The organism is Methanosarcina barkeri 3 (genome assembly GCF_000970305.1).
GTDB lineage: Archaea > Halobacteriota > Methanosarcinia > Methanosarcinales > Methanosarcinaceae > Methanosarcina > Methanosarcina barkeri_A.
In genome coordinates this window covers 1,846,342-1,872,284 of sequence record NZ_CP009517.1, presented here as the reverse complement: position 1 = coordinate 1,872,284, position 25,943 = coordinate 1,846,342, and the positions used below count along the sequence as shown (strand labels likewise).

At 39.4% G+C, this 25,943-nt stretch carries 20 protein-coding genes and 1 riboswitch; of the genes, 11 read left to right on the top strand and 9 right to left on the bottom strand.

The window, feature by feature from the left end; all coding sequences use genetic code 11:
• Window positions 1–12: 12 nt before the first annotated feature.
• From MSBR3_RS07560 to MSBR3_RS07545, 4 genes are all read right to left on the bottom strand, one after another.
• Window positions 13–510 (bottom strand): inorganic diphosphatase, encoded by a 498-nt coding sequence (locus MSBR3_RS07560; RefSeq protein ID WP_048107380.1) that lies wholly within the window; start codon window positions 508–510, stop codon window positions 13–15.
• Between the two features lie 42 nt (window positions 511–552).
• Window positions 553–933, bottom strand: a complete 381-nt coding sequence (locus tag MSBR3_RS07555; protein ID WP_230627960.1) for a DUF190 domain-containing protein — start codon at window positions 931–933, stop codon at window positions 553–555.
• Window positions 930–1,328 carry a fluoride efflux transporter CrcB gene (crcB, locus tag MSBR3_RS07550; protein WP_048107379.1) on the bottom strand — a complete coding sequence of 133 codons (399 nt, stop codon included), beginning with the start codon at window positions 1,326–1,328 and terminating at the stop codon, window positions 930–932. The genes MSBR3_RS07555 and crcB overlap by 4 nt, the downstream gene beginning before the upstream one ends.
• A 15-nt stretch (window positions 1,329–1,343) precedes the next feature.
• Window positions 1,344–1,414, bottom strand: a riboswitch (Fluoride riboswitch).
• 585 nt (window positions 1,415–1,999) lie between these two features.
• Window positions 2,000–3,211: a DUF2117 family protein gene (locus MSBR3_RS07545; protein WP_052723324.1), complete on the bottom strand. Its 1,212-nt coding sequence runs from the start codon at window positions 3,209–3,211 to the stop codon at window positions 2,000–2,002.
• A 288-nt stretch (window positions 3,212–3,499) separates the two neighbouring features.
• Here MSBR3_RS07545 and MSBR3_RS07540 point away from each other — a divergent pair, with 288 nt between their 5' ends.
• The 5 genes from MSBR3_RS07540 (at window position 3,500) to larAH6 (MSBR3_RS07520) (ending at window position 10,119) form a co-directional block, all read left to right on the top strand.
• Window positions 3,500–4,192 (top strand): metal-dependent hydrolase, encoded by a 693-nt coding sequence (locus MSBR3_RS07540; protein WP_048107378.1) that lies wholly within the window; start codon window positions 3,500–3,502, stop codon window positions 4,190–4,192.
• Window positions 4,193–4,732: 540 nt separating this feature from the next.
• Window positions 4,733–5,995: a nickel-dependent malate racemase, LarAH6 family gene (gene larAH6, locus MSBR3_RS07535; protein ID WP_048107377.1), complete on the top strand. Its 1,263-nt coding sequence runs from the start codon at window positions 4,733–4,735 to the stop codon at window positions 5,993–5,995.
• A 268-nt stretch (window positions 5,996–6,263) separates the two neighbouring features.
• Window positions 6,264–7,526, top strand: a complete 1,263-nt coding sequence (larAH6, locus tag MSBR3_RS07530; RefSeq protein WP_048107376.1) for a nickel-dependent malate racemase, LarAH6 family — start codon at window positions 6,264–6,266, stop codon at window positions 7,524–7,526.
• Window positions 7,527–8,046: 520 nt separating this feature from the next.
• A complete protein-coding gene (locus MSBR3_RS07525; RefSeq protein WP_048107375.1) occupies window positions 8,047–8,616 on the top strand; it encodes a UPF0228 family protein in 570 nt (189 codons plus the stop codon).
• 243 nt (window positions 8,617–8,859) lie between these two features.
• Window positions 8,860–10,119 (top strand): nickel-dependent malate racemase, LarAH6 family, encoded by a 1,260-nt coding sequence (gene larAH6, locus MSBR3_RS07520; protein ID WP_048107374.1) that lies wholly within the window; start codon window positions 8,860–8,862, stop codon window positions 10,117–10,119.
• Window positions 10,120–10,183: 64 nt separating this feature from the next.
• Here the strand turns inward: larAH6 (MSBR3_RS07520) and MSBR3_RS07515 are convergent, their stop codons facing one another.
• The 4 genes from MSBR3_RS07515 to argH form a co-directional block, all read right to left on the bottom strand.
• On the bottom strand, window positions 10,184–11,836 hold the full coding sequence (locus MSBR3_RS07515; RefSeq protein WP_048107373.1) for a sodium:solute symporter family protein: 1,653 nt from the start codon (window positions 11,834–11,836) through the stop codon (window positions 10,184–10,186).
• Between the two features lie 90 nt (window positions 11,837–11,926).
• Window positions 11,927–12,109, bottom strand: a complete 183-nt coding sequence (locus MSBR3_RS07510) for a symporter small accessory protein (RefSeq protein ID WP_048107372.1) — start codon at window positions 12,107–12,109, stop codon at window positions 11,927–11,929.
• Between the two features lie 626 nt (window positions 12,110–12,735).
• Window positions 12,736–14,010: a Glu-tRNA(Gln) amidotransferase subunit GatD gene (gene gatD / locus MSBR3_RS07505; protein ID WP_048107371.1), complete on the bottom strand. Its 1,275-nt coding sequence runs from the start codon at window positions 14,008–14,010 to the stop codon at window positions 12,736–12,738.
• Between the two features lie 423 nt (window positions 14,011–14,433).
• Window positions 14,434–15,909 (bottom strand): argininosuccinate lyase, encoded by a 1,476-nt coding sequence (gene argH, locus MSBR3_RS07500; RefSeq protein ID WP_048107370.1) that lies wholly within the window; start codon window positions 15,907–15,909, stop codon window positions 14,434–14,436.
• Window positions 15,910–16,500: 591 nt separating this feature from the next.
• Between argH and MSBR3_RS07495 the strand changes: the two genes are divergently transcribed.
• The 4 genes from MSBR3_RS07495 (at window position 16,501) to MSBR3_RS07480 (ending at window position 22,960) form a co-directional block, all read left to right on the top strand.
• A complete protein-coding gene (locus MSBR3_RS07495) occupies window positions 16,501–17,100 on the top strand; it encodes a class I SAM-dependent methyltransferase (protein WP_048107369.1) in 600 nt (199 codons plus the stop codon).
• A gap of 212 nt (window positions 17,101–17,312) precedes the next feature.
• A complete protein-coding gene (locus MSBR3_RS07490) occupies window positions 17,313–18,746 on the top strand; it encodes a hypothetical protein (RefSeq protein ID WP_052723323.1) in 1,434 nt (477 codons plus the stop codon).
• Between the two features lie 589 nt (window positions 18,747–19,335).
• Window positions 19,336–20,991, top strand: a complete 1,656-nt coding sequence (locus MSBR3_RS07485) for an ABC1 kinase family protein (RefSeq protein ID WP_048107368.1) — start codon at window positions 19,336–19,338, stop codon at window positions 20,989–20,991.
• Window positions 20,992–21,436: 445 nt separating this feature from the next.
• Window positions 21,437–22,960: a hypothetical protein gene (locus tag MSBR3_RS07480; protein ID WP_048107367.1), complete on the top strand. Its 1,524-nt coding sequence runs from the start codon at window positions 21,437–21,439 to the stop codon at window positions 22,958–22,960.
• Window positions 22,961–23,357: 397 nt separating this feature from the next.
• Here MSBR3_RS07480 and MSBR3_RS07475 read toward each other — a convergent pair whose 3' ends face one another.
• Entirely contained in the window at window positions 23,358–24,089 is a 732-nt protein-coding gene (locus tag MSBR3_RS07475) for a sulfite exporter TauE/SafE family protein (protein ID WP_048107366.1), read from the bottom strand.
• 604 nt (window positions 24,090–24,693) lie between these two features.
• On the opposite strand from MSBR3_RS07475, the gene MSBR3_RS18865 reads away from it, so the two are divergent.
• Together MSBR3_RS18865 and MSBR3_RS07465 are read left to right on the top strand one after the other, a co-directional pair.
• The gene (locus MSBR3_RS18865) at window positions 24,694–25,596 is read left to right on the top strand and encodes a DUF4079 family protein (protein WP_052723322.1); all 903 of its coding nucleotides are present in this window, start codon (window positions 24,694–24,696) and stop codon (window positions 25,594–25,596) included.
• Window positions 25,593–25,907: a hypothetical protein gene (locus MSBR3_RS07465; protein WP_048107365.1), complete on the top strand. Its 315-nt coding sequence runs from the start codon at window positions 25,593–25,595 to the stop codon at window positions 25,905–25,907. The genes MSBR3_RS18865 and MSBR3_RS07465 overlap by 4 nt, the downstream gene beginning before the upstream one ends.
• Window positions 25,908–25,943: the final 36 nt, after the last annotated feature.

Genomic DNA, 25,943 nt, shown 5'->3' with positions numbered 1-25,943 from the left:
TTTTCGTCTGTTTTATTTTTTCTGTGCAGCACATCGATCTTTAGCTTCCTGAAGTACAGTGATTGCTGTTTCCAGATTTTTCCAACCAATAACTTTCACTTGTTTTTTATCTAAATTCTTATAAGTTTGGAAGAAGTGAGTAATTTCCTTAAATAAATGCGGTGGAACCTGGTCTACCGACTCAATATAATTCCACATCGGATCGTTCTTAGGAACGCACAGGATCTTCTGATCTCTTCCTTTATAATCTTCCATGTCAAATAATGCTACAAGATATACATCGATTACACAGCCCGGAAATGTAGGTTCCCAAGTTAAAACCATAGCATCTAAAGGGTCGCCATCAAGGGAAAGTGTGTCCGGGAAAAAACCATAGTCCGAGGGATATACCATTGAAGAAGAAAGCATTCTATCGAACTTAATCAGTCTCTTTTCTTTATCATATTCGAACTTGTTTCGGCTCCCTTTTGGAATTTCAACTATTACGCTTTCGACCTGTCTTTCAGTCATATCAACACTTCCAGCTGTTTCTTACTTCCAGGTACTTACCTTTTACTTATTTTTATCACTGCCATAAAATACAATTTTAACTTTTTCTTCTGTGATCAACCCTTGGTTAATTACCTCATCTAATTTTGGTCTGATTCTCTCTATATTTTCTTCAAGATCAGAAACTTCAATGAGTATTGGCATATCAGTTGATAGACGTAATATAGAAGTTGTATGAATGCGGCTATGTTTTCCAAAGCCAGCAATACCCCTAAAAACAGTAGCTCCGGCTATACCTTCAGCTTTTAGCATTTCAACAATATACATGTACAAAGGCTTACCTTTGTAGTGATCAGACTCCCCAATAAATATCCTTAACAATATGGCTGTAGACTCACTCTTCATGCAATTTTCCTCACAACCTTCCACTCTATCCGTTTTCATTTCATTCCTCCCAATAGGTAAGAGCTAACACTTAGAGCTACAATCTTACCTAAATATACAGCCATCATGGAAAATAATACTGTTGATACTACATTTATCGCCATAAGCATTAATTTTGAGTCATCAAGCAACCGGAATGATTCGTAACCAAACGTTGATAATGTCGTAAAAGCTCCTAAAATACCTATTGTCAGAAATATTCTGGTTTGGTTACTAAACAGGCCCTGGTATTCGGAAAGGTACATTATTAAACCTAAAAAGAAACTTCCGATTGTATTTATGGTTAACGTACCCACCGGAAAACTGACAAAACTGTTTTGAATCCACCCACCTAACACATATCTCAAGGTAGCACCTATGAAGCCGCCTATACCTACCAATAAAATAGTATACACATTAAAACCTCAATAATTAATGTAGAAGTCATCAGCATAAGCGGTTTAGACTACAAGTCTTGGCGGACCTCATCGCCTATAGGATACCTTTTTCCTTTCATTAAATAAATAGTTTGCTTAAAGGCTCCGTCTAGCAAAGTATAGCTATTATCATCGTTATCATCTTTTATTTCTGTCGTTTCATTCCTGCAAATAAATTTCCACAAAATTGAGCGGCGAATGTGCAAAAAAAGGTAAGATACATCTTTAGTTTCCTTTTCAAATTGTATGGGTAAAAGTAAATTTCATGTATTACTGCAAATTTAATAATTTAACCAAATCTGAAAAACAACTTCAAGTAAGACATCCAACTTTATAACTGTGCGATAAAAATAACGAACGTTTTTCGAATTGGAAAATTCTCCATTGAATTTGAAGAGGATACGTCATTTAATTCACTTTAACTTCCATCAAATTAAGTTTCAAAAATGTTATCTGAAAAATATTGGTTTTCGAAAAACTACTGTGAAATCTGCGATCGACAATCTGTCTGCATTTTTTGGGTTTTTTCCTTTCTTTTTTGTCTGAAAGGCCGCTCTTCTGCGTCAAGCGTGACAAGAATGACACAGTGTGATGAGTGATGTCGTACAGATCAGAATTTAGGATTTCTAATTATGTTCTACTTTTTGTAATCAGTATTCAAAAACAGCTTCAATCAAGGGTTCTGCAAGTTTAATCACATCTTCTTTGAAAGCATATATATCTTCTAAAACCGCAGAATTTTCTCCCCCTAAAAGCTCCTGCTTCAGTTTTTTACCCAGAATATCATCATTTCCCGCTGCCAGCCTGAGCACGATAGAACCCGGGAAAATTTCAGTCCTGCAGGAGATCCTATCGCAGTCTCCGTCCGTGATCCCGATAATAGGAATCCCGAGCCTGGAGAGAATATCGCCTGCTATTATTGTGGTGTCATCTCCCACGGTAACTACGAATTCAGCATTGGCAGCTAACTCAAAAGTATCTTCTGCAGCATGGTCTATAATCACGACTCTGCATGCGGTTGGTCTGGAAGAAAAAACCGAGTCTTTGCCGTGTACGTTCGGTTTCCGGCCTTGCAGGGGAGAGAAATTGCTTCTTCTCAGGTCGCCGCTTTTTACCCAGGATTTTTCAAGGTCAATGGGATCTCTTTTTTCATAATTATGGAGTTTTTCAAGCCCGTGCTCTTTTATTTCTCCCCCTTCGATTGCGACAATAAAGCCGTTTTCGGAGATTATGCTTACTTCGGAAGAAAAGGCTTTCCCAATCACGATTCCGTTTACCAGAATATTTTCTCCTGGAAAAACGCCTGAAAGCTTGCGGATTACCCGAATTTTACCTATTGCAGAGCACTTATCTATAAAAACGGAATTTTGAACTCTTGAACTTTGAAGGGGCAAAGGACTTTCCACAGGAAGTCCTAAAATCTCAGAAAGCTTCTTAAGATATTCTCCGTACTCTCCGGCTTTTTTATTGAGAGATCTCAAAATTCCAGCTGTACTTGCCGGGCTTTCGATCTGGACAAGAGGCTTTATCTCCGGCTCTCGAAGCCGAAAAGCAACCATTTCTCCAAAAACCTTCCCGGTTTTAATTGTTTTTCCCCGGTTGAGGAGACATACAAAGTCTGAGGTTTCGAAAAGAGATTCAATGCAGGCACTCGGCTTCTCATGCCGGCTTATATCTATAATGTTTTCAAGCCCGGCATCCAGAACAGCTACTTTTCCCATAGTTCCTCCAAGCCTTGCCTCGACTTTGCCTACACAGGAAAGCTTTTCAAAAACTCTTTTCGCCTCTCCCGAATCAATAACTTCGGGCCCGTGGATTACCAGACCAATTTTCATTTTCAGCCCGTTTGACGGAAGAAACATATTAATATGATCCTCAGTACAACTCTTTATCTTTTCTCTTTCATTTCTCTTCCATTAATATTTTCACTACTAGCCGAGAATTATAGAAAACTAAATTACTGATAGCTAAATTACTTACTGATAGCTAAATTACTTACTGATAGCTAAATTACTTACTGATAGCTAAATTACTTACTGATAGCTAAATTACTTACTGATAGCTAAATTACTTACTAATAGTTAAATTAAGGACAACTGGATTCTTTATTGTTACACTCATATAAAAAGTAACTACTTTGAGGCAGAAAGATGGCTGGCGTAAAAATTACCTGGCTCGGACATTCAGCTTTTTTGTTCGAAGCCGAAAAGAAATTGTTAATCGATCCTTTTATTTCTGGGAATCCACTGGCTCCGTGCAGCCCTGAAGAACTGGACCCTGACATAATAGCTGTCACTCACGGGCATCGTGATCACCTTGGAGATACGATCGAGATCGGAAAACGGACCGGATGCCGAATAATCTCAGTTCATGAGGTTGCAAACTATATAAAATCGAAAGGAGTTTTTGCAGAGGGCATGGGCAAGGGCGGTACAGTAAATGTAGAGGGTATAAAGTTAACCATGACTGAAGCACTCCATTCCTCTTCAATCGATGCCTCGGGTTTTAGTTTTGATGGAGGCTCCCCTGCAGGTTTTATTATCCGAATCAACGGCTATTCAATCTACCATGCCGGAGACACCGGAGTATTCGGGGATATGCAGCTCATAAGTGAACTCTATGAACCTGAACTGGCCCTCCTGCCTATAGGCGACAAATTTACAATGGGCATAAGAGAAGCTACAAAAGCAGTAGAACTAATTCAGCCCAAAATTGTGGTTCCAATGCACTATAACACCTTTGATGTAATCATCCAGGACCCTCTAAAATTCAAACAGACCGTAGAATCAAAAACTAATACAAAAGTTATCATCATGCAGCCAGGCCAGTCAATTGAACTCTAAATTCCAGTACTTTCCAGTACTTTTCTGCCTAGTTCTAAATTTCTTGCAACCGCTGTGCTGCAACCGTTGACCCGAAACCGCTGACCCGCAACCGTTGCGCCGGTTGATCACGCCTATAGGGTTAGGGGATACGTTTTTCAAATCTAAACGTTACTTAAGTTTTCGCTCAAGCCTTTTTTGAAAAGGCTTGTGATCACGCCTATAGGGTTAGGGGATAAGTTTCTCAAATCCAAATGTTTCTGGGGTTTTCGGTCAAGCCTTTTTTAAAAGGATTGTGCTGCAACCATTGTACTGGTTAATCACGTCGTTACTCAGGGTTTTCGCTCAAGCCTTTTTTGAAAAGGCTTGCAGTCAAGCAGTTTTTTTTAAAGGCGTGCTACTTTGACAGCGGAAGTATTAAAAATAATAACTATATTGTAAAAACTCAATTCTAGTTTTAACTGCGGTTTAAGTTATACACTTAAAGCTTTATTAGATGTTAATTTCCTATTGTTTACCTATACGATTTTATACAATTAATACTATGACATCGGAATAACCATGACTAATAATGTAAAAACGATTCCACTCGCGTTTGGAAGCGGGATTTTGGAGCTTGATATACCCGAGAAAAACATCTCCAGTATCATCCTGCCTTCAGAATTAAAAATAAAGGAAGAAGGGGCTTCCCTTATTAAAAAAGCGCTTGAAAATCCTATAAAAAGTAAGAGACTTTCTGAGATTGTAAACCCTAATTCGAAGGTTGCAATCATAGTTAGCGATGTTACGCGTCCAACTCCTACTGCAAAGCTTCTTCCGCCTTTGCTTGAGGAACTTTATCTAGGCGGAGCAAAAAACGAGAATATTACTATTGTTTTTGCCCTCGGGCTCCATAGAACCCAGACTGAAGAAGAGTGTCGTCAGCTCGTAGGAGAGCATGTCCACGAAAAAATTCGCTGCATCCAGCACGACAGGAAAAGGTGCAGGCTTCTAGGGGAAACAAGTTTCGGAACGCCAGTCGAGGTCTTCGAAGAAGTAGTTGACTCCGACGTTATCATAAGTACAGGAACCCTGGAATTTCACTATTATGCAGGTTACGGAGGAGGAGGAAAGTCCATCCTTCCAGGTGTAAGTTCGGAGAAATCCATTCTCTCATTCCATAGCTTTTATAGCAAACTCTTTGAGGGAGATCCTTTATCAGGTAGAACTGACAGTCCGGCAAGACAGAATATTGAGGAAGCTGCAAGGATTGCAGGTCTTGATTTCATCATAAATGTTGTACTTGACAGTAAAAAAGAGATAGTTGCTGCTGTTGCAGGCGATTTCATCGAGGCCCACAGGAAAGGAGCAGAGTATGTCGATGCTATGTATAAGGTGCCTGTAGAGCCTGCAGATGCTGTAGTTGTTTCTTGCGGTGGTTTTCCAAAGGATATTAACCTTTACCAGGCAACTAAATCCCTTGAAAACGCTACCTCTTCTGTAAAAAGAGGGGGTTCAATTATTCTTGTAGCCGAATGTGCCGAGGGAATAGGAAACAAGGTTTACGAGTGTTGGAACAGGGAATGCGGGGCTCCCGAAGATGCGGTCAAACGTTTCAAGAACCGTTTTGAGTTCGGCGGGCATAAAGCTGCGATTGTTGGGAGGGCTGCGAAAGAATTCAAACTTTACCTTGTATCAAAGCTTCCAGAAACGGAAAGTAAAAGTGCTTTTTTTATACCGGCAATGAGCATAGATGAAGCACTCGAAAAGGTTCTTTCCGAGAATCCTGATGCTAAAGTCCACGTTATGCCAAATGGTGGATGGACCTTACCTGTAAAACAATAAAAAAATACTATAATAACAAGACGAAGGTTTGAACTGCCTTTAAAATTACCTCCGTCTCTAAATCATCTTTCCCTCTAAAACTACTTTTTTTAAAATTATCTTTTTCTTTAAAACTGCTTTTTCCTTTAAAACTACTTTTTCTTTTGAAATTACTTTAAAAATAACCTTCTTCCTTAAAATTACCTTCTAGTCCTTTTTATACTTGTTTCCCCTTATTATTGTAAACAATAAAAAGAAAATAGTATCAAGATAAAACATCGGCATAAACATGACTGCAAACATAAAAAAAATATCACTTGCTTTTGGAAGTACAAGAATTGAGTTTGAAATCCCTGAAAGAAATCTTGCCAGTGTTATTTTACCTTCAGAATTTGAAATAAGGGAAGAAGAGACCTTTCTTATTAAAAAAGCGCTTGAAAATCCCATAAAAAGCCGACGGCTTTCTGAGATTGTGAGCCCTGATTCGAAGGTTGCAATTATAGTTAGCGATGTTACGCGTCCAACTCCTACTGCAAAACTTCTTCCTCCTCTGCTTGATGAGCTCTACCTTGGAGGGGTAAAGGACGAAAACATTACTATTGTTTTTGCTCTTGGGCTACATAGAAACCAGACTGAAGAAGAATCCCGAAAACTGGTTGGAGAAGAAATCTACAAAAAAATCCGCTGCATCCAGCACGACAGGAAAAAATGCAGGTATCTTGGAAAAACAAGTTTTGAAACGCCTGTCGAAATTTTTCAAGAAGTAGCAGACTCCGATATTATCGTAAGTACAGGAACCCTGGAATTTCACTATTATGCAGGATACAGTGGAGGAGGAAAATCTATTCTTCCGGGAATCAGTTCTGAAAAATCTATTCTTTCTTATCATAGTTTTTATAGCAAACTCTTTGAAGGTGATCCTCTCTCAGGCAGAATCGGCAGTCCTGCAAGACAAAACATAGAAGAAGCTGCAAGGATTGCAGGCCTTGACTTTATTCTTAATGTAGTGATTAACAGCAAAAAAGAGATAGTTGCTGCCGTTGCAGGCGATTTCATCGAGGCTCACAGGAAAGGCGTGGAGATTGTCGATTCCATGTATAAAGTGCCTGTAGAGCCTGCGGATGCAGTAATTGTTTCTTGTGGAGGCTTTCCAAAGGACATTAACCTTTTCCAGGCGACAAAATCCCTTGAAAATGCGATTCCTGCCATAAAGAAAGGAGGTTCAATAGTACTTGTGGCCGAATGTACAGAAGGAATAGGGGACAAGGTTTATGAGCGCTGGAATAGAGAGTGCAAAACTCCGGATGAGGCAATACAGAAGTTCAGAGAATGTTTTGAGTTCGGAGGACATAAAGCTGCCACTGTTGGGAGAGCTGCAAAAACTTTCAAACTTTATCTTGTCTCTAAGCTTTCGGACACTGAAAGCAGAACCGCTTTCTTTATTCACGTAAAAAGTGTAGAAGAAGCGCTTGAGAAGATTTTTTCCGAAAACTCTGGCGCTAAAATATATGTTATGCCCAACGGTGGATGGACTCTGTCTGTAATGAGATAAAAAGGTACTATCATAAAAGATAAAGTTTTAATGGCCTTTAAGATTGCCTTATAGTTCTTTTTATACTTGTCTATCCGACTCAGTAACAAAATCTAGTGATGAACATAAAGTTAAAATCACTAGATTTTGCAATTGGCTACAATCCTTGTAACTATACTTATGTGTTGAAGGCTTTACATATCGAATGCGAATTCTTATTGGAGACTGAATTCTTTTTTTGAATTAAGAGTTTCACTCAAGAAATGCAAAAAATCACTAGATTTTGGACCAGAGTCGTCTATCCTTATTATTTATAATAAAGATAAACGGATCCGTTTCATAAATTTCAGAATAAGTGTATAAATACATAGGTAATGAAAACAGTCTGCTTTCTTATCCTCTTTTCTATTTCAGGTGAATATTGATTTACTAATCTCATTACACTGTAAAATTCTATTTATCTCAGTATGTTTTTATCATAATATTTTACAACGGAACTGATATAAGAGGAGAACTTCCTTATCTTTTTGGGGCGATAACTATGAATAAAAAGAAAGAAATTTCAATCTTCATTGTTTTTCTTGTTCTTATTGTATTTGCAGGAATATTTTTAAAATTATCAATTTTTACGCCAACGTCAGCAGGTGAAAAACAATCAGACATAGTAGCTGCTTTAATAATTCAATTCGGAGCTGGAACTACTGAACCGGAAGCAAAAAATATTCTTGATAACTGTAACTTGCCCACATACAAATTCGATTATAATATAATTAACACGCCAGGATACTACATAATAGTAGATAAAAATAAAACGAATGATATAAGAGATGAGTTGAGAAAAAGACCGGATTGGACTGACCCTGTATTCCCTGATATAGACAAAGGAGACTACTACATAATTACAGTAACTGGGCAAGCTATTCAGGATAAAAATTTCCTTGAGATACTGGAAAAAAATAATATTGAGCTGGAAAAATTCATATGGTGTCGCGCTAAGTTTGGAGAACGTCCTATGAGTGGGATTTCAAAGGAACGCGCAGATGAATTAAAGGGTGAACTTGAAATGAACAAAAAAGTTTTCTTAGTACAGTTCGAAACTATTTTCTCGTAGACGATAAATTCAATACCTTAACTTTATTTTTATAATAGTATAGCAATGATTCGCTCTTTTTTGAGCCTCAAAAATTTTTTATTTTTAAATATTCTTGAGGTTTAGAAGTGAATATCGATGCACTTACCTCACAATTTTTTAACAACGGAACCAGCAGCTATAAAAGAAGATAGCTATAGTTAACAAATAAAGAAAACAATTGTAAACATTAATCTCGAAAAAAGGTCACGTGAAGTGCCAAATATGATTGCAAACACAAAAAAAATATCATTAGCTTTTGGGAGCATGGCACTTGAGCCGGATATTCCGAAAAGAAACATATCCAGTATCATCCTGCCTTCAGAGCCTGAAAAAAAGGAAGATGCGACTTTCTTGATTAAAAAAGCGCTTGAAAATCCCATAAAAAGCCGACGGCTTTCTGAGATTGTGAGCCCTGATTCGAAGGTTGCAATCATAGTTAGTGATGTTACGCGACCAACTCCTACTGCAAAGCTTCTTCCTCCTCTGCTTGATGAGCTCTATCTTGGAGGGACAAAGGACGAAAATATTACTATTGTTTTTGCCCTCGGGCTCCATAGAAATCAAACTGAAGAGGAATCCCGAAAACTGGTTGGAGAAGAAATCTACAAAAAAATCCGCTGCATCCAGCATGATACCGGCAGGTGCAGACGTATCGGTGTGACCTCCCGTGGAACCCCGATTGAGATTTTTGAAGATATTCTGGATGCCGACGTTGTTATAGGGACCGGAAGCATTGAGTTCCATTATTATGCAGGATACAGCGGTGGGGCAAAGTCAGTGCTTCCTGGAGTAAGTTCGAGAGAAACAGTTATCACAAACCATAAAATGATGATTGACGAAAAAGCTGTTTCCGGAAGGATTGATGGGCCTGTCAGGCAGGACATGGAAGAAGCCGCAAAAATCTTTGGTCTTGATTTCATCCTGAATGTGGTGCTTGACAGCAAAAAAGAGATAGTTGCTGCTGTCGCCGGCGATTTTATCGAGGCTCACAGGAAAGGGGTGGAGGTTGTGGACTCTATGTATAAGGTGCCAGTGGAGCCTGCAGATGCGGTAATTGTTTCCTGTGGGGGTTTTCCTAAAGATATCAACCTTTTTCAAGCAAATAAGGCACTTGACAACGCAACCCAGGCTGTGAAAGAAGGAGGCTCCATCATCCTTGTAGCCGAATGCGCCGAAGGTATAGGAAACCAGGTCTATGAATGCTGGAACAGGGAGTGCCGAAGCCCGGATGAAGCAATAGAGCGTTTTAAAAAATATTTTGAGTTCGGTGGACATAAAACAGCAATCATTGCAAAAATTTCGAAGAAATTTAAACTTTATTTGGTTTCAAAGCTTTCGGACGAACAAACAAAAAGTGCCTTTTTTACTCCCATGCAAAGTGTAGAAGATGCCTTATATTCAGTGCTCTTGGAAAATCCTGATGCAAAAGTTCACCTTATGCCTCATGGAGGGCAGACCCTGCCTGTCAGAAAAGATAACTGATAACTTCCTAAAATAAACATTAAGTAAAAACCATAGCTAAAAAATAAACTGCGGATGTGCAGGCTTAAACGCCTGTCGAATCCGCTGCACTGCCCGACACTTTTTCTAAGTTTTCTTCATCTTCAAACCTGAGCCTGAAAGCTTTCTTCAGGAACTCGGGTGAAAGTTGAGGTGTCACAAAGCTTACCATAACCAGGGCAAGGAAAGAGAGTGGAGTTGCAATCAGGATTGGGTCCACAAGGGTCCAGGTACCTGAAAGTAAAGTTTCCTTGCCGAAGATCGCCATACAAATCTTGAGAGGTACTGCTTCTTTTGCATGGACAAAAGTCAGCCAGAAGAGACTGCTTAAAGATCCTATTACAAGGCTTGCAGTTGCTCCTGCTTTTGTGGTGCGCTTCCAGAAAAGTGCTCCAATAAACAGAGGTAGGAAAGCAGCCGTACACAGACCCATGAACATCGCAGTTGCTCTGGCGATAATGCTTCCAGGCAGGATATATGCCAGAATAACTGCTACCAGGATTGTAAAGGCGATTCCTATTTTTGTAACGTGGACGGTTGCCTTAGACTTACCTTTCATTATACTCTGCTGGTAAACATCGTATCCTATTGCTGTGCCCATTGTGTGAAATTGAGCGGCTGCAGTAGACATTGCAGCTGCAAGCAGGCAGAGCATAAAAATTGCTACAAACATCTCAGGCAGTGCGTGATTGAGAAACATAGGCATTATAAGGTCAGTATTTCCATCAGGGACAACCTGAATAGCTATCTTGCCCATTGTCCTGTAGAAATATACGTTGGAAATAGCTCCAATAGCATATGCGACCCCTACCATCATAAGGAGGAAAGGACCTCCTACGGCAACTGCTCTTTTTAGGGAGCGGTCGTCCTTTACAGTCATGAACCTGACTGCAAGCTGCGGCTGTGCAAGTACTCCGATTCCGACTCCCATTATAATTGTGGAAACCATTGTCCACCAGATAGGGGAGCCAAATGCCGGCATAGAAGTCCAACCCTGGTGTCCCTGAGCTACAAGGGCAGGAGGAACAAGGTTTGCCATGTTTGTAAGAGCCTGGTGAGCTTCAGTAACTCCTCCAAGCATATTGTAAGTGTAAATAAGTAGAAAACCCATTCCTAATATCATCAGAATAGCCTGCATAGCATCAACATACATAACTGAGAGAAGGCCGCCTTTAATCACGTAAGAAGCAATAATGATCGTGAATATTATAAGTGCAATGTTATAATTTACTCCCAGTGTTGTCTCAAGGAATCTTCCGGCTCCGATAATAACGCTGGAAGCATAAAGAGGCATGAAAACTCCAATCAGAAGCCCGGAAAAAGCTTGAATGAACTTTGACTGGAAACGCTTTCCAATAAACTCTGGATAAGTTATAGCTCCCAAATTTAGCCCCATACGTCTTGTTCGAGGCCCGAACACCACAAAGGCTATGAAGATTCCAAAAAAGATATTCATAAAAACAAGCCACAAAAGTCCCATTCCTAAAGATGCGGCTACTCCACCGAACCCTATAATCGCGGAAGTGCTGATAAATGCAGCTCCATAGGAGAGGGCCATAATTGCAGGATGCACGCCTCGGCCGGCGAGCATATACCCTTCGGTTTGGGAGTTCTTCTTGTATCCCAGGTAGGCGACGTAGAAAGTGGCTCCAAGATATACAATAAGAAATAAGATAAGAACTGAAATACTGACTGCCATAATAGATCATTCCAAAATAGTTCGTTACTGTTTTTCTCAGGCTTTATTAAAAAGTTCGATTTAACCTGAACTTTTAAACCAATCCTGGTTTTATTCCAAGTTTACCGGTATTGGGTCACCGTCTTGGGTCGCTGTCTTTTTACTGCTGCTCTTTACTGTCTTTGCTTCATCCCCTTCTCTCCAGTAATAAGCCCCATAAATCAGACATCCCAGTGCACTTAATATACTGGCCAGATACCCAAGCCAAATATACGGATCATCTATTCCTAACATCTACACACCTTCCTGTAAAATATCCTGACAATAGTTAACGTGATACTTGTTAGCATTGTACATTTAACTTTTTGTTATTTAAATATATTGAGTAAGGTAAAACTCCAATATAAAGTAACAAAGTGAACTTTATAGATTACATAAACAGTTAACTATAATTTCACCACAGGTCTGTACGATATACTCTTCATACAGATCTGGAAATTGAAAAGAGTGACTTTTTACCTCTGGCTGCCTGGTTATAATAGTGAGTCCAGGACTGGAAAATAACTTTTGAGCAGAGACTACGGAAAACAGGGAAATGAAACTTAATTATCTTGGATACGGAATATGGAAAAACGCTTTCATTGAAAACAGATTGTCTTGTTCCGAAAAAATCTATTCTTTTGCCGTTATAGGTATAACATTTCACAGCCATAAAGAATAGCATACATTCAAAACTCGGAGCTGGCAAATGAAATAGAAAATAAAACATAGGAAAGCAAGACGTAAGTAAAAGAAGTGGAAAAAACAGAGACCGAAAAATGAAATGGAGAAAGAAATGTAAATGAATAAAGAAATATGAAACGGAGAAAGAAATGTAAAATGGAGAAAGAAATGTAAAATGAAAAAAAGCGGATCTTCTTTTACTTAAAACAGCACTTCGTAATTTCTCCACTGAGGTCTTCCCTGAGCATTTCAATAGCTTCGTCGAGTTCACTGGTCTGGCCGAGCACCCACATGAGTTTGACAAGCGCGGTTTCGGGCAGGGTGTCTTCTCCTTCGATTGCACCGGCTTTTAGCATATCACGGCCTGTATCATAGACGCGGTCGCAGATTCTGCCATTAAGGCACTGGGACGTGATTATAACAGGCATTTTTGCGTCCGTAGCTTTTCGGATTTTTGGAATCCACTTAGTAGAAACATGACCAAGACCGGTACCTTCAAGAACCAGCCCCCTGTACCCTTTGTCAATGTAATGGTCAAGAATTTCAGGGCCCGAACCGGGTGTAAACTTAACAAGGGCACATTTAGGTTCCATGCCTGGTTTGAACTTGAGAGGTCTTTCTCCACGTTTTATATAATCAATGAAAGTTGTTATTTCCCTTGTGTCGTAATCTACAGTCCCTATTGGAAGTGAATTTATAGATTTGAAAGCGTCCCTGCGTGAAGTATGCATTTTCCTGACTTTCGTTCCGCGGTGGATCTCGCAGAAATTGTCTGAGGTCGTCCCGTGCATAACAACCGAAACTTCAGCAATATCACTAACAGCAACAAGGGCTGCACAAATCGCATTCATGGCATTGTCGCTGCTCGGACGGTCTGCACTTCTCTGGGAACCTACCAGAACAATGGGTACAGGCGTTTCAATCATAAAGGAAAGTGCTGCAGCCGTATACATCATGGTGTCTGTTCCATGAGTTACGATTACTCCGTCAGCACCTGCCTCAATTTCCTCCACAACGGCACGAGCAAGGTTTTGCCAGGATTCGGAGTCCATATTTTCCGAGAGAATGCTTGAAATTACCCTGCCTTTGAAATCGGCTATCTCTCTGAGTTCAGGGATAGCTGCAAGGATATCGTCAGCAGTGAACTGGGAAGTTACTGCACCAGTCCTGTAGTCAATTTTGCTGGCAATTGTTCCGCCTGTGGAAAGAATCGCGACCTTTGGAAGCTTTTTTCCAGGTTTTTGGATATTTCCTTCTACCGTTTTGGATTCTTTCCCGCCGTTCAGACCTCCGTTTGTGTTTTCTCCATTGCTTTCCAGAAGAGTTATCTTTACCTTATCCATGGAAAAACCGGCATTGTAACCGCTGTTCATTTTTATTGTAATATATCCTTCCATGGACGGCATCACTTTGCCTTCGTAAACTGTGCCGTTCTTTTCAATACGTACCCGGTCGCCCTGTTTGAATTCCATAAATAATCCCTTTTATAACGATTTTTTTGAAATGTTAAGTAGATACTCGGTATTCCAGTATCATACCAGACATCTTGTATAACACCTGGCTATTTACAATATTATGCACTTTGCGTGATACTGAGGGGTCAAAGTAGTGTTAATAAGATTAATACTGAGTTTAAGAGATCAATGTGATATTAATCTGAGTTTAAGAAGTCAATCTAACATTAATCTGAGCTTAAGAAGTCAATCTAGCATTAATCTGGCTTAAGAAGTTAATCTAATATTAATACCTAAATTAATACCTAAATTAGTACCTAAATTAATACCTAAATTAATACCTAAATTAATACCTAAATTAATACCTAAATTAATACCTAAATTAATACCTAGTTCATTAACATTGATTCTACTTAAACATGAACTTTGGTTCGTTATAGCTTAAGCTTTCCTGTACTCATTAACGGTTGCTAGCAGATTTTCAAAAGCCGAGTCTGTAATATCCTTCAGGGTTGCAATTTCCTGTCTATTAAGTTCAAGCTCGTTTTGTCTTTTCGAAAGGTAATTTCGCATTTCTTCGGGAGCGGGTCCGCCATCGATTTTTCTTCTTTTTACATTCGAAACCGGATTAAGGGCTTCTTTTACCATTTTTTCTGTGAGCCCCCGACTTGAAAGAGATTCACCCAGCACAATTTCAGCTACGGAGTCGATTTTTTCCAGAGTAGGCCTTTCCATCTCCCTTGCAAGCATTCCGACGATCTGGTGGGCAGTCCTGAAAGGAATTCCGGTTTCCCGGACAAAGGTATCAGCAAGTTCGGTAGCAGTTGTAAAACCTGTAACTGACTGGGCAGAAAGCACTTCAGGATGAATTTTCATGGTTTCTATCATCCCTCCCATGACCCTTACTGAAGCCCTTACTGTTTCTACAGACCTCCAGATGTTCGGAGTTGCTTCCTGAAGGTCCCGGTTGTAACTTAAGGGAAGCCCTTTGCAGATTGTAATCAGGGACATAAGTGCACCTACAGCTACTCCTGTTTTTCCGCGCATGAGTTCGGCAGTGTCAGGATTTTTCTTTTGCGGCATGATTGAGGAAGTAGAAGCGTACGTGTCGTCAAGTTCTATAAAATTGAATTCGGAAGAAGACCAGATCACAAGTTCTTCGGCCATACGGCTCAGGTTTATCATAAGATTTGTAAATCCTGAAGCGCATTCAATAAGAAAGTCCCTGGTACTGACCGCGTCCATTGAGTTTTCAAGTAAGCCGTCAAAGCCCAGAAGCTCCTGGGTTCTTTTTCTGTTCAGGTTAAAACCCGTGGACGCAAAAGCTGCAGCTCCAAGCGGACAGAGGTTTACCCTGGAATAAGCGTCCTGAATCCTGTCAAAGTCCCTACCAAGAGCGGCCTCGTGAGCGCAGAGATGATGAGCAAGCGTTGTTGGCTGTGCATGCTGCATGTGAGTAAAACCAGGCATGAGAGTTTCAGTATTTTTTTCCGCAAGTGTTAGAAGCGTTTGCCTTAGCTCATGGATTTCTTCAAGCAGTCCGGTCATCTCTTCTCTGAGTACCAGTCTGATGCAGGTCGCAACCTCATCGTTTCTGGAACGCCCTGAATGCATCCTGCCTCCGACGTCTTCCCCAACCATATCGATGAGTCTTGACTCAAGGGAGATGTGGATGTCTTCATAGCTGAAATCAAGCCTTTCCATTCCTTCCTCCCGTATTTTCAAAAGTCCACTAAGGATTTTGCTGCAGTCCTCCCTATTTATAATGCCCTGCTCTCTTAACATTACTGTATGGGCAAGGTCCACTGCGATATCAGCATCAAAAATCCACCTGTCAGCTTCCATAGAGGAAGTATAACGTAAGATTTCCTCATCCTGGGCAGCCTCCAGCCTGCCTCTACGTAAAATATTGCTCATCGGGTTTCCTCTTCCTAAGTTTCTTCTTTCTTTTCTTTTCAAACGATCGATATGAATGTATTTCCTTAATGTCTGCGACAATAATTTTTGTGAAACTAATATAAAATTTAATATAAATGCTTATAAGATCTGTATGAGGCTTATGATTTATATGAGGCTTATAAGATCTGTATGAGACTTATGATTTATATGAGACTTATAAGATTTATATGAGACTTATAAGATTTAACATGAGACTTACAAGATTTAACATGAGACTTATAAGATTTAACATGAGACTTAAATGAAATACTTATTGTAAGATTTAAGATAAGATTTGTAGCGTGGTATTATTTCTAACGGTTAAATATGAATTGGTTTCCGGAGTTACCTGTAATTAATGATATCATATGTATAATATCGGGTAAATGATTACTCTTTAACGTTTTTCTACGAATTTTTCAGTATAAGTTTTGGAGTTTTCCTTATAAGTTTTGGAGTTTTCCCTTATTTTTGTACTCGTTTTTATACTTTTATCTTTAATTACTGATCTGTTAAGTTTCCTCCGATATTCCAAAAAAGCTAATCATAAGGAAAGCGTAAATTCTTCTGATGTCTGTTGTCTCTAAGTATAACCGAATTGCACCCATATACGAACTGATAGACTTGCCTCTGGAACTTTTCTTTTTTCGGGAATGGAGAAAAGAAGCCCTTTCAGACCTGAGCGGAAAAGTCCTGGAAGTCGGGGTAGGCACTGGAAGAAACCTGAAATACTACCCGGCAGCTTGCCGAGTGATAGGAATCGACAAAAGCGAAGGAATGCTCCAGAAAGCTAGTGAAAAAGCCGAATGCAGGAAAAATATTACTCTTTATCCTATGGATGCCGAGCATCTTGAATTTCCTGATAACAGTTTTGATTACGTGGTCATAACTTTTGTTCTCTGCACAATCCCTGACCCTGTAAAAGCTCTCAGGGAAATGAGACGAGTCATGAAACCGTCAGGAGAATTGATAGCTCTTGAGCATGTTCACAGCGACTACCCTTTTATTGACTTCATAGAACATTTAATTAATCCGGTTCTGTTTTTACTCCTTGGGGATCATACAACCCGACATACTGTGAAGAATATTGAAAAAGCCGGTTTCACTATTAAGGAAGCAAAAAAACTGGCTTTTAGGGATGTTTTCAGGAAAATAAGGGCAAAACCGTAAGGATTTTTTATTATTTACGGCAATAGAGTTGTATTATTAATATGCAGACATTAATACGCAGACATTAATACTCAGATATTAATACGCAGACATTAATACGCAGACATTAATACACAGACATTAATACGCAGATGTTTATACGCAGAGACAGAAAAATGATAAAAGTCACTGGAATGGAATTTTTCAAAATATGATCATCTAAAATCTGGAAATTGGATTTTAAATTCTACATAGAATGTGAAGATGAAACGTACAATCTCCATATGAAACCAATAATGGATGGGGTTATCAAGTTGAAGTATAAAATAAAAGGTTTCAAGTTTTTCAAATTCGTTGTGTTAATCGTCTTTGTGGGAAGCCTAGTATATGGATGCTATGAATATAATGAATTTACTGCTGTTCCTGCTACAAGACTTGCTACTGGAAGTTACTATCCAGAGATGCCACCAGATAGCCATCACTACTATTTACAGTTGCCAATTGATCATAATGACCTCTCCAAAGGAAATTTCACGGACTTTTATATCCTTAGCCCTGACTTTAAGCAGGGTAAGGAAGTGATTTTCTGGCTTTTTGATAACCAGCAGGAAGCGGTGGGGATGATTAATTCTTCCGATGATTTTGAGTATTTTGAAAATAACCTTGGTGGCCTTTCGTATGTGCTTATAGGCAACCGTGGAGTTAGTCCAACACTGTTTCCGGAAGTCTACAACAAAAACGGGACAGTCAACTATAATCTTGCTTTAAAGTTATATGGCTCGTCCCAACAAATTGAGGATATAGAAGCCGTAAGGCAGGATATGCAAAAAAAAGGACTTCTTCCTCCTGATGGAAAAATAATGCTTTATGGTGGATCAGGTGGAGGATTTCTAGTTCAGCAGTACCTGAACAAATACGGTTCCCATGTTTCTCGTGCACTTATTGAATTCAGTGGAGCTCCAGATATAGCACAACAACATAACGTAACTTTTGCCAGTAATTTATACGAGCAAAATCCAGATGCCGCAAAACTTTACTTTGTTTTATCCCAGAACGAGACAAGGACATCTCTGGCATTTACTATGTTCAAACTAGGTCTGGAAGGTGATAAAGAATCACAAACCAGAATCGTTGAAAGCCAGGTTGAAGGAGCGAAATTAAAGGATAAATATCTGTATTTTAAAAAGTGGATTAATCCTCCCTATAACTTTCCTTTAGTTAGTTTCATAATTGGTATTCCCTCGGAACTGGAAGTAAAGGTAAGGATATATGAGTTGACAGGTGCGGATTTAAAGGAGTATAATCCTGCTTCTCCTCAGGAAGTAAATTTAATGTATGAATGGACCGGGGTCATCCTTGCTGATTTTTTAAAAGCTAACGCAGATGGCATAATCTCAGTTCCGCATTTTAGCCTTAATCGGTCAAATTACACTGGTGAAGTCATGGTGTGGTCTGGTACGAAAGATCAGGACTTTAACAAGCAGACGGCTAAATGGATTAGCGATTCCTATCCTAATTCTCAGCAAGCAATTTTCAACGATACGCATAAGCGTGGTAGATACGACGATTATTACTCTAACTTCCGGAAAGCATTTTTTATTACCGGATTAAACTCGTCGGAAACGCAATCTTACTTTCAGGATGCTCGACAACTAAGTGGGAAATAAAAAATAGTCTGCAATAACGTTATTACATACTATTTTTTTCAAGTTAAATCATACTCAAATATACAGTGTATAAGTATGGAGAGAAAAGATTCCTTAACCGACAACGAATGAATAAATTTCATAGTAAGAACGAAGGAAAACTTTACTTTCAAAACTATTTTTGAGCTAATCGTTAACTCTGTCAGTGTCCGTTTTCCTGGAGATTCAGTTGAGATAATAACTGAAAATTTCCTACTAATTCTTCAAAAACGATAACAAAAAAGTGTTATATTTTGAAGATATCTGAGAAAATTGGGCTATGTTGTCTCATATGTTGTTCAGCTTTTCAGCTTTTACCTGAGTATTTTTTGGAACTATTTCGCAGATTCCGGGTAAATTCGTAAAAAAACACCTGCATCCTAAAAAATTAGCTTTAGTTTTAATCCAGGCTCTTTGTCATTCCATATGGATGAGATGATTTTCAATTCAAGACCGCGTTGGTTTTTATGAGGACATAGTGAAGATATCCACAAAAAACAACGAAGAGCCTAAATTCATTTATTCGCCGTAAAGAAATTATCTTAAACAATAATAACCAATAAATAAACGGATGCTGGGGAAAACAAAGCGCTACCTTGAGGTTACGAGGGTCCTTTTAAAATACAACCTTATTCCTGAACTCTACCGGGATCTGCGCACCAGTTATATTTCAAATTCCGAGTGCACCTGTACTTTTGATCTCGAAAACAGGCAAACGGCCGTGAAACTCAGAGAGGCCTTTGAGGAACTCGGGCCGACTTTTATCAAAATGGGACAGACCATGAGCAAGCGGCCTGATCTAGTTCCACAGCCTTATGTTATAGAAATGGCAAACCTTCAGGATAAGGTTAAGCCGATACCTTTTGAGGAAATGGCTGAATCTCTGGATCTTGCCTGTGTTTGCGAATATGAAACGCGGGAGGAGCGAAACCGGAAAAAAACGGACGAAGAGCTTAAGACTTCTCGGGAAAGAAGAGCAAAAGCTTTCATTGGGATTTTTGACAGCTTTGATCCGGAACCCATTGCCAGCGGCTCGATTGCTCAGGTTTACAAAGGAGTTCTTGAAGGCAAACCGGTTGCCGTAAAGATTCTTCGTCCGAATCTTATTGACATTATAAATATTGACCTTTCTATCCTGGATGATTTTAAGCCGGTTATGAGAAAGGTGCTCGGTCTCGGGAGGAATTTCGATATCAATGCTTTCTTGCTTGAGATCCGGGAGATGCTTACCCGTGAGGTTGACCTGAGAATCGAAGCTGTTAATATACGACGTTTTGAGGACAATTTCAAGAACGTGAAAAATGTGTCTGTGCCCAAAATCTATCCCGAATACTGTTCAGTCAATGTCCTTACTATGGAATTTATTCAGGGCATCCAGATTAAGGACATAATTAACATGCCTGTGTCTCAAAGCAAAAAATCGGAATACACGCGTACTATCACTAAAAGTTATCTTAAACAGGTTTATATAGACGGCTTTTACCATGCTGACCCTCACGGGGGCAATATGCTGGTTGAAGAAAACGATATTATTGCTTTCATTGACTTCGGAGCTGTAGGCAGTATTGACGAGGAGCTCCAAAAACATATGCTGGAGTTTTATTACGCCATCAATAACAGGGATGTGGAAGGAGCCACCCAGGGTTTTCTGAAAATCGGAGGTGCTGATGCACGAGATGTGGATATCAGCAGGCTAAGGAAAGATATGGACAGTCTGATTGCAAACCAGAATTATGGGCTTGAGGGCAGGCAGAGTGACAATTATGCAAAGCTCGGCCTGAAATACAATATTCAGCTGCCAGGAGAATTTTCAACCCTGCAGAGAGCAATCCTGCTTATAGAAGGAGTTTGCCTGGAGCTCGATCCGAGATATAACATTAAAACCATTGCTATTCCTGTGCTGACGGACGCTTATAAAAGGCTTAATACTCCAAAAGGAGCTGCTCTTCATCTTGAATTTTCTACCGAGCCAGTGGACGAAAAGGCTGAATTGAGGGCTGCGATTCGAGAAGTAGCCGATAAAATGGAAGAAATGGGGGATAGGTTTCTTTCCTTAAAGCAGAAAGAAACAAGGAAAACTACTTTTTCAAGAGAACTCTATCTGGCTGTCCTGCTTATTGTTTCAACTTATATCCTATTAAACGGAGGTACTTTTTCCTGGGTCGGACTGACTGGGTTTGGAGGTTCGGTTTTGATAGCGCTTCTTCTTGTAGTTCGAGGTAAATAAGAGTAAAAGGTCTTTAAGAGCAAAAAGTTTTCAGCAAACCCGGGTCCTAGTAGTTAATTACTGAATTTAATAGCTAACGATCGAAAACTGCTGGAAAAGAATTAACTGCTGGAAAAGAATTAGCTGCTGGAAAAGAATTAGCTGCTGGAGAATAATTTTTTTTCTCCAATTTTCGAGTCCAAAGATACACTGTTAGCTCTAAACTAAAAACTAGACAACTTAAAATGATATACTCGTATACTTATATATTAATATATTTGTATATTTGTTGTTAAGTTTAGAAAATACATACACTTAAACCTTTTTTAAACTCAATTTTTGATTACAGAATATTAACTCTGAAAACATGCTTATTATAATAACATTTTTATGTTAATTGTATAAATAAATACGCGTAGGTATTTTTCAAATTTAATAAACTTGGGAAATAAGTGGGGAGAATGAAATGACAAAACCTGGAATCATGAAGCCAGTATTATTACTGGTACTTATAGGAATAATAGTAACCGCATTCGTACAACCCATTGCAGGAAGCACGATGGGTCAGGGGAAACTGATGGAACAAAAGGATAAGATGGTTCCTTGCCCCGAAAATAAAAGTATGATGCAGTCTGGAACGAAAGAATGTGAAAATAGCGAAATGTATGAAACTTCTTCCAAGGAAAAGATGAAGTCAATGATGGAAGAAAAATCATGTAATGAGACCATGACAGGCTCCATGATGAAAGAAAAATTAGCCAATAAAAGCTGCTATAACGAAAGCTTATCCAAGGCTAACATTGACTGCGCTCATCTCTGGCTTAAGAAAGCAATAAAGATTCACGAGATGCATATGATGAACCCCTGTACGTCAACCGAAGACTCCAATATGGAGATGATGGACCAGATGAAGGAGGCCAAAAAATACCTTGCAGGGGAAAAAATGAATATGGACATGATGGGCAGAGCAGAAGACAATAAATCGGTAGAGTATAAACATCCTTACGTTATCTCAGCCCTCATGAGACTTGACTGTTGTGATTTCTGGCTTGATGAAACTATAAAACTTCATGAAATGCACATGAAGGACCCTAAGACTGCAACCAATGAGTCTCAGATGAGATTAATGGCTAACATGATGCGTGCAAACAGATATCTTGCAGAAGAAGACATGGACATGGGAATGGTTAAAAACGCCAGTCTCTCCCAGGATAATGTTGACTTTACAGCTCTCTGGCTTGAAAAGGCAATAAAACTTCACGCAATGTACCTTAAGGCTCCTGAAACAGCAACCAATGAATCCCATATGAGATTAATGAACCAGATGATGCGGGCCCGCGAATGTATGGAAGGAAAGGGTATGAATCTGGAAATGATGATGGACTTTGAAGAGGACTCAGCAAGAGAGATGTATGAGCCTTCTTCCAGGGAAATGTGTGAGCCTTCACCCAGGGAAAAGATGATAATCATGATGATGGGCTCCATGAAAATGGGAGAAAAATCACTCAATAAAACCATGATGAAAGCTATGAAGAATTCTATCATGGAAGACAAGTTAGCTAAAAAAGATAAAATGGAACGTATGATGGAAGAGAAAGAAGCTAACGAAAGCTGCTATACAGACAAGATGGATAAAAAGGTCAGCCTAACCCAGGCCGATCTGGACTGCGTTTGTTTATGTCTTGAGAAAGCCATAAAAATGCATGAAATGTGCCTTATGAAGCCGGAAGCTGCAACCGGTGAATTCAAGATGGAAATGATGAAAGAGATGATGCAGGCCCATGAATACCTTACAGGGGAAAAAATGGACATGGACATAATGGACAAAGAAATAGATAATGAGTCTACATGCGACAATGAATCTGCAGGTCCGTTGAAAGAGAAAATAGACTATCTGTCGTCAAAAAAGGGTGAAGATTGTTCATCTAGTAAAATGGACAATGATTCTTCTAGCGGGCAGTGTAAAAACTACTCATCAAACGGATGCTAATAAGTAAGTGTATCGAATCTGTAATGTAAAGTAACCTATGATTAAGTTAGTGGGGGCTTGCCTCCACTCGTATTTTTAGCTGTTTTCGTGTTTTTCGTACTACATCTTACTACATCTATAAGGATGAAAGCTGCTTGCTTCATTGTTTTATGATATCGACTTAACACATTCGTTTCAATACAGTTAACTCAACACAATCAAGCCAACATAATCAAGTCGCACAATTCAGTAAAATTAACCTAATATAAAAATCAACACAATCAAATCAGCATAATCAAATTAGCACAATCAAATCAACATAATCAAATCAGCACAATCAAACCAACATAATTAACTCAACACAAAGATGCGAAATTACAAGAGTTTCAAAAACTATAGAGCAGGAAGTACTGCCAAATTATGGGAACAGTAACAGTTTCAAGCCAAATAAAAATATGAAAATTGACACAAAGTTCCTGAACTTTTCCTGGGGTATTTTTGCAACTCCTTTTTTCCCGATTATTGCCCCGATTAAAGATACTGGTATGAAGATCAAAAAGCCTGATACAAGGACAGGGTCGAGTCTTGTACCTCCTTGGATATATATTGCTATCCTTGTAGAGTCGATCATAAAAGATATAGCGCCAGCAGTTGCAACATAAACGGCTTTTTCCAGGTTGAAAGTGCTCAAAACTACTGCATTTATCTCCCCGCCTATGCCGAAGATACCTGCAAAAAATCCGGTAAGGGCTCCACTGGATATTGCTACCGATAACTTCTGACTCAGTTTGAATGTTTGGTTAAATATAATGAAGAGAACATAGGCTATAAGGAATGCTCCTAAAGCTCTTGAGAGAATTTCATGCGAAACTCTCAAGAATAAAGATGATCCCAAGAAACTGGCAAAGATTCCTGGAAGACCGAAGGCAAGGAGAAGCTTCCATCTTATTCCTTTCCTAAATAAGAGTATCTTCCAGATATCATTAAACCAATGAACTATGCCTACCAGGAGTAAAGTCTGAGGCAGAGGAAGAGTAACCAGGAGAATGGGTACCATGATTGTGGATATTCCAAAACCGGCCAGAGTCCCGATCAGGCTTGCCAGCAGTGTAAGCAGGGCTATATAGATAATTTCTTCATAGACAAGCATGCTACCCAACCATATTCGATCGGACTAGATTAGACTCAATCAGATTCAACCATGTCCAATCAGGTCGACCATGTTACATAATACATTACGCAACAATGTTGCGTAACCATATTACACAGTATTGTACTGCGTTATGGCCTGAGTGTGAATAGTTTTACTTATTATTGTATTCTCAAGGATATTTACTACGGAATCCGAGGTAAATTATGACCTTTCTTTGTAAAAAATTTTCTTGGAACGATATTATATTAATTTACGTGAATACTATTATTTGTGGATTAATATTAATATATGACTAGTATTACTGTCCGTAACCTAAAAGAAACCTTGCTATTAAGATCAGTTATTAAGAAAACTCAGCTATTGAAGATCTCTTAAGAGGTACCTTATGCCTCGAGCAGCTTTATAGAGTAATGAGTGATGTATTCCGACTTTTCAGGTCTTCATATGGATTTGATTTGGTATTAGGGTAAAAGTTGATTTCAGTTTAGCTAACTGGGATATTTGAAAAGTTTTTAGAATTGAGCTTTTTGGGGGGTTTTAGATTTCTGAGGACTCAAACAGAAGAACGAGATCGGATATATACACAGGTCTGGCTTTACTTTTGATTATTGGCGGCGTTGCCTTTGTGTATGAGAACTGGATAGGTCATGCCCTGATAGCTATTATCAGCTTATTACTGATGGTTTATGCCCTCACGACCGGAGCTACGCTCAGAGGAAGAATTAAGAGAGGTTCAGGAAATGCCTTCAAGCTCCATAAAAAGTACGGCATTTACTTTGGAACCTTTATCCTGGGATCGTTCATCTACGGTTTATGGATAAGGTTGCAGCACGGAGAATCAATACTATTGTCTGTTCACGGAAAACTAGGGCTGGTTATTCTTCTCCTAGTGGTCCTTCAGGTTATTCCAAGCCTGATTTTAAAAAGCCGGGCAAGGTACAGGGAGTTGCACAAAACACTGGGTTATGCCCTAGCACCAGTTCTATTTATCGATGCTAGCTGGGGCCTGTACAATGGTGTAATTTCCGGAACAAAAAATCTGGTCCTTCTTCATTCAGTATCTGGAGGCCTCGCTTCCCTTGTTCTTGTCTGGATCATTCTGGAGCTGCTGTATCCAAAAGACAGATCACTCTCCAGGGTGAGGGTGGCCAGCTATCTGGCGGTATTCTTTGTGACCGCGGGATGCTGGATAGCAGGAGGCTATAATTATTTAACATCCTATAGCTCTCAGGTAAAACCCATTATCCTTGAAGGTCCTTATCCCTGGGCGCACGAGATTATAATGGAGATGAAAGAGCATGTTTTCGTCTTTCTGCCCATAATTGTTCTAGCCCTGTCAATTACTCTGTCCATTCTTGACAAAAATAACTTTCTTGATGATGCTAAACTCAGGCGCGCTCTTACAATGATTTCTTTTCTGGCGCTTTTCATGGTGCTGCTTATGTTCCTGATGGGAGCGATTATATCAAATGCTGGTCAAATTGGGACGGAGGGCTTGAGGTGAAAAAAGTAATTTTTATCGCATCAGCTACAATCGCCGTGTTTTTAACCGGCTGCATTGTCATTGCCCATGATCTCTCAGCCGACTTTAAACAATTCCTGATAACACTTACAGGTCACCACTGGATATCAGTAAGCGTAATAATGATAGTATTATTTGCATTATTTTCAGGGCTTTTTTCGGGTTCAGAGGGCATAAGAAAATTCATGAGGGTATATGATGTAAGGATGTGGTCGACTGCTTTGCTGATCGTGACTCTACTCATGATGCTGGGAATTCTTGTTGAATTAACCGTTCGCTTTCTAGCGGATTGAGATTGATACGCAGATCGGATCTTGAGTAAAATGATT

Bases quoted from the DNA above. Each gene is read 5' to 3' on its own strand.
- larAH6 (WP_048107376.1), top strand. From the start codon at position 6,264: ATGACTGCAAACATAAAAAAAATATCACTTGCTTTTGGAAGTACAAGA.
- MSBR3_RS07485 (WP_048107368.1), top strand. From the start codon at position 19,336: ATGCTGGGGAAAACAAAGCGCTACCTTGAGGTTACGAGGGTCCTTTTA.
- argH (WP_048107370.1), bottom strand. From the start codon at position 15,909: ATGAGCAATATTTTACGTAGAGGCAGGCTGGAGGCTGCCCAGGATGAG.
- MSBR3_RS07555 (WP_230627960.1), bottom strand. From the start codon at position 933: ATGAAAACGGATAGAGTGGAAGGTTGTGAGGAAAATTGCATGAAGAGT.
- gatD (WP_048107371.1), bottom strand. From the start codon at position 14,010: ATGGAATTCAAACAGGGCGACCGGGTACGTATTGAAAAGAACGGCACA.
- MSBR3_RS07475 (WP_048107366.1), bottom strand. From the start codon at position 24,089: ATGCTTGTCTATGAAGAAATTATCTATATAGCCCTGCTTACACTGCTG.
- MSBR3_RS07540 (WP_048107378.1), top strand. From the start codon at position 3,500: ATGGCTGGCGTAAAAATTACCTGGCTCGGACATTCAGCTTTTTTGTTC.
- MSBR3_RS07525 (WP_048107375.1), top strand. From the start codon at position 8,047: ATGAATAAAAAGAAAGAAATTTCAATCTTCATTGTTTTTCTTGTTCTT.
- larAH6 (WP_048107377.1), top strand. From the start codon at position 4,733: ATGACTAATAATGTAAAAACGATTCCACTCGCGTTTGGAAGCGGGATT.
- MSBR3_RS07545 (WP_052723324.1), bottom strand. From the start codon at position 3,211: ATGTTTCTTCCGTCAAACGGGCTGAAAATGAAAATTGGTCTGGTAATC.
- MSBR3_RS07480 (WP_048107367.1), top strand. From the start codon at position 21,437: ATGACAAAACCTGGAATCATGAAGCCAGTATTATTACTGGTACTTATA.
- MSBR3_RS07560 (WP_048107380.1), bottom strand. From the start codon at position 510: ATGACTGAAAGACAGGTCGAAAGCGTAATAGTTGAAATTCCAAAAGGG.
- MSBR3_RS07510 (WP_048107372.1), bottom strand. From the start codon at position 12,109: ATGTTAGGAATAGATGATCCGTATATTTGGCTTGGGTATCTGGCCAGT.
- MSBR3_RS07495 (WP_048107369.1), top strand. From the start codon at position 16,501: ATGTCTGTTGTCTCTAAGTATAACCGAATTGCACCCATATACGAACTG.
- larAH6 (WP_048107374.1), top strand. From the start codon at position 8,860: ATGATTGCAAACACAAAAAAAATATCATTAGCTTTTGGGAGCATGGCA.
- MSBR3_RS07515 (WP_048107373.1), bottom strand. From the start codon at position 11,836: ATGGCAGTCAGTATTTCAGTTCTTATCTTATTTCTTATTGTATATCTT.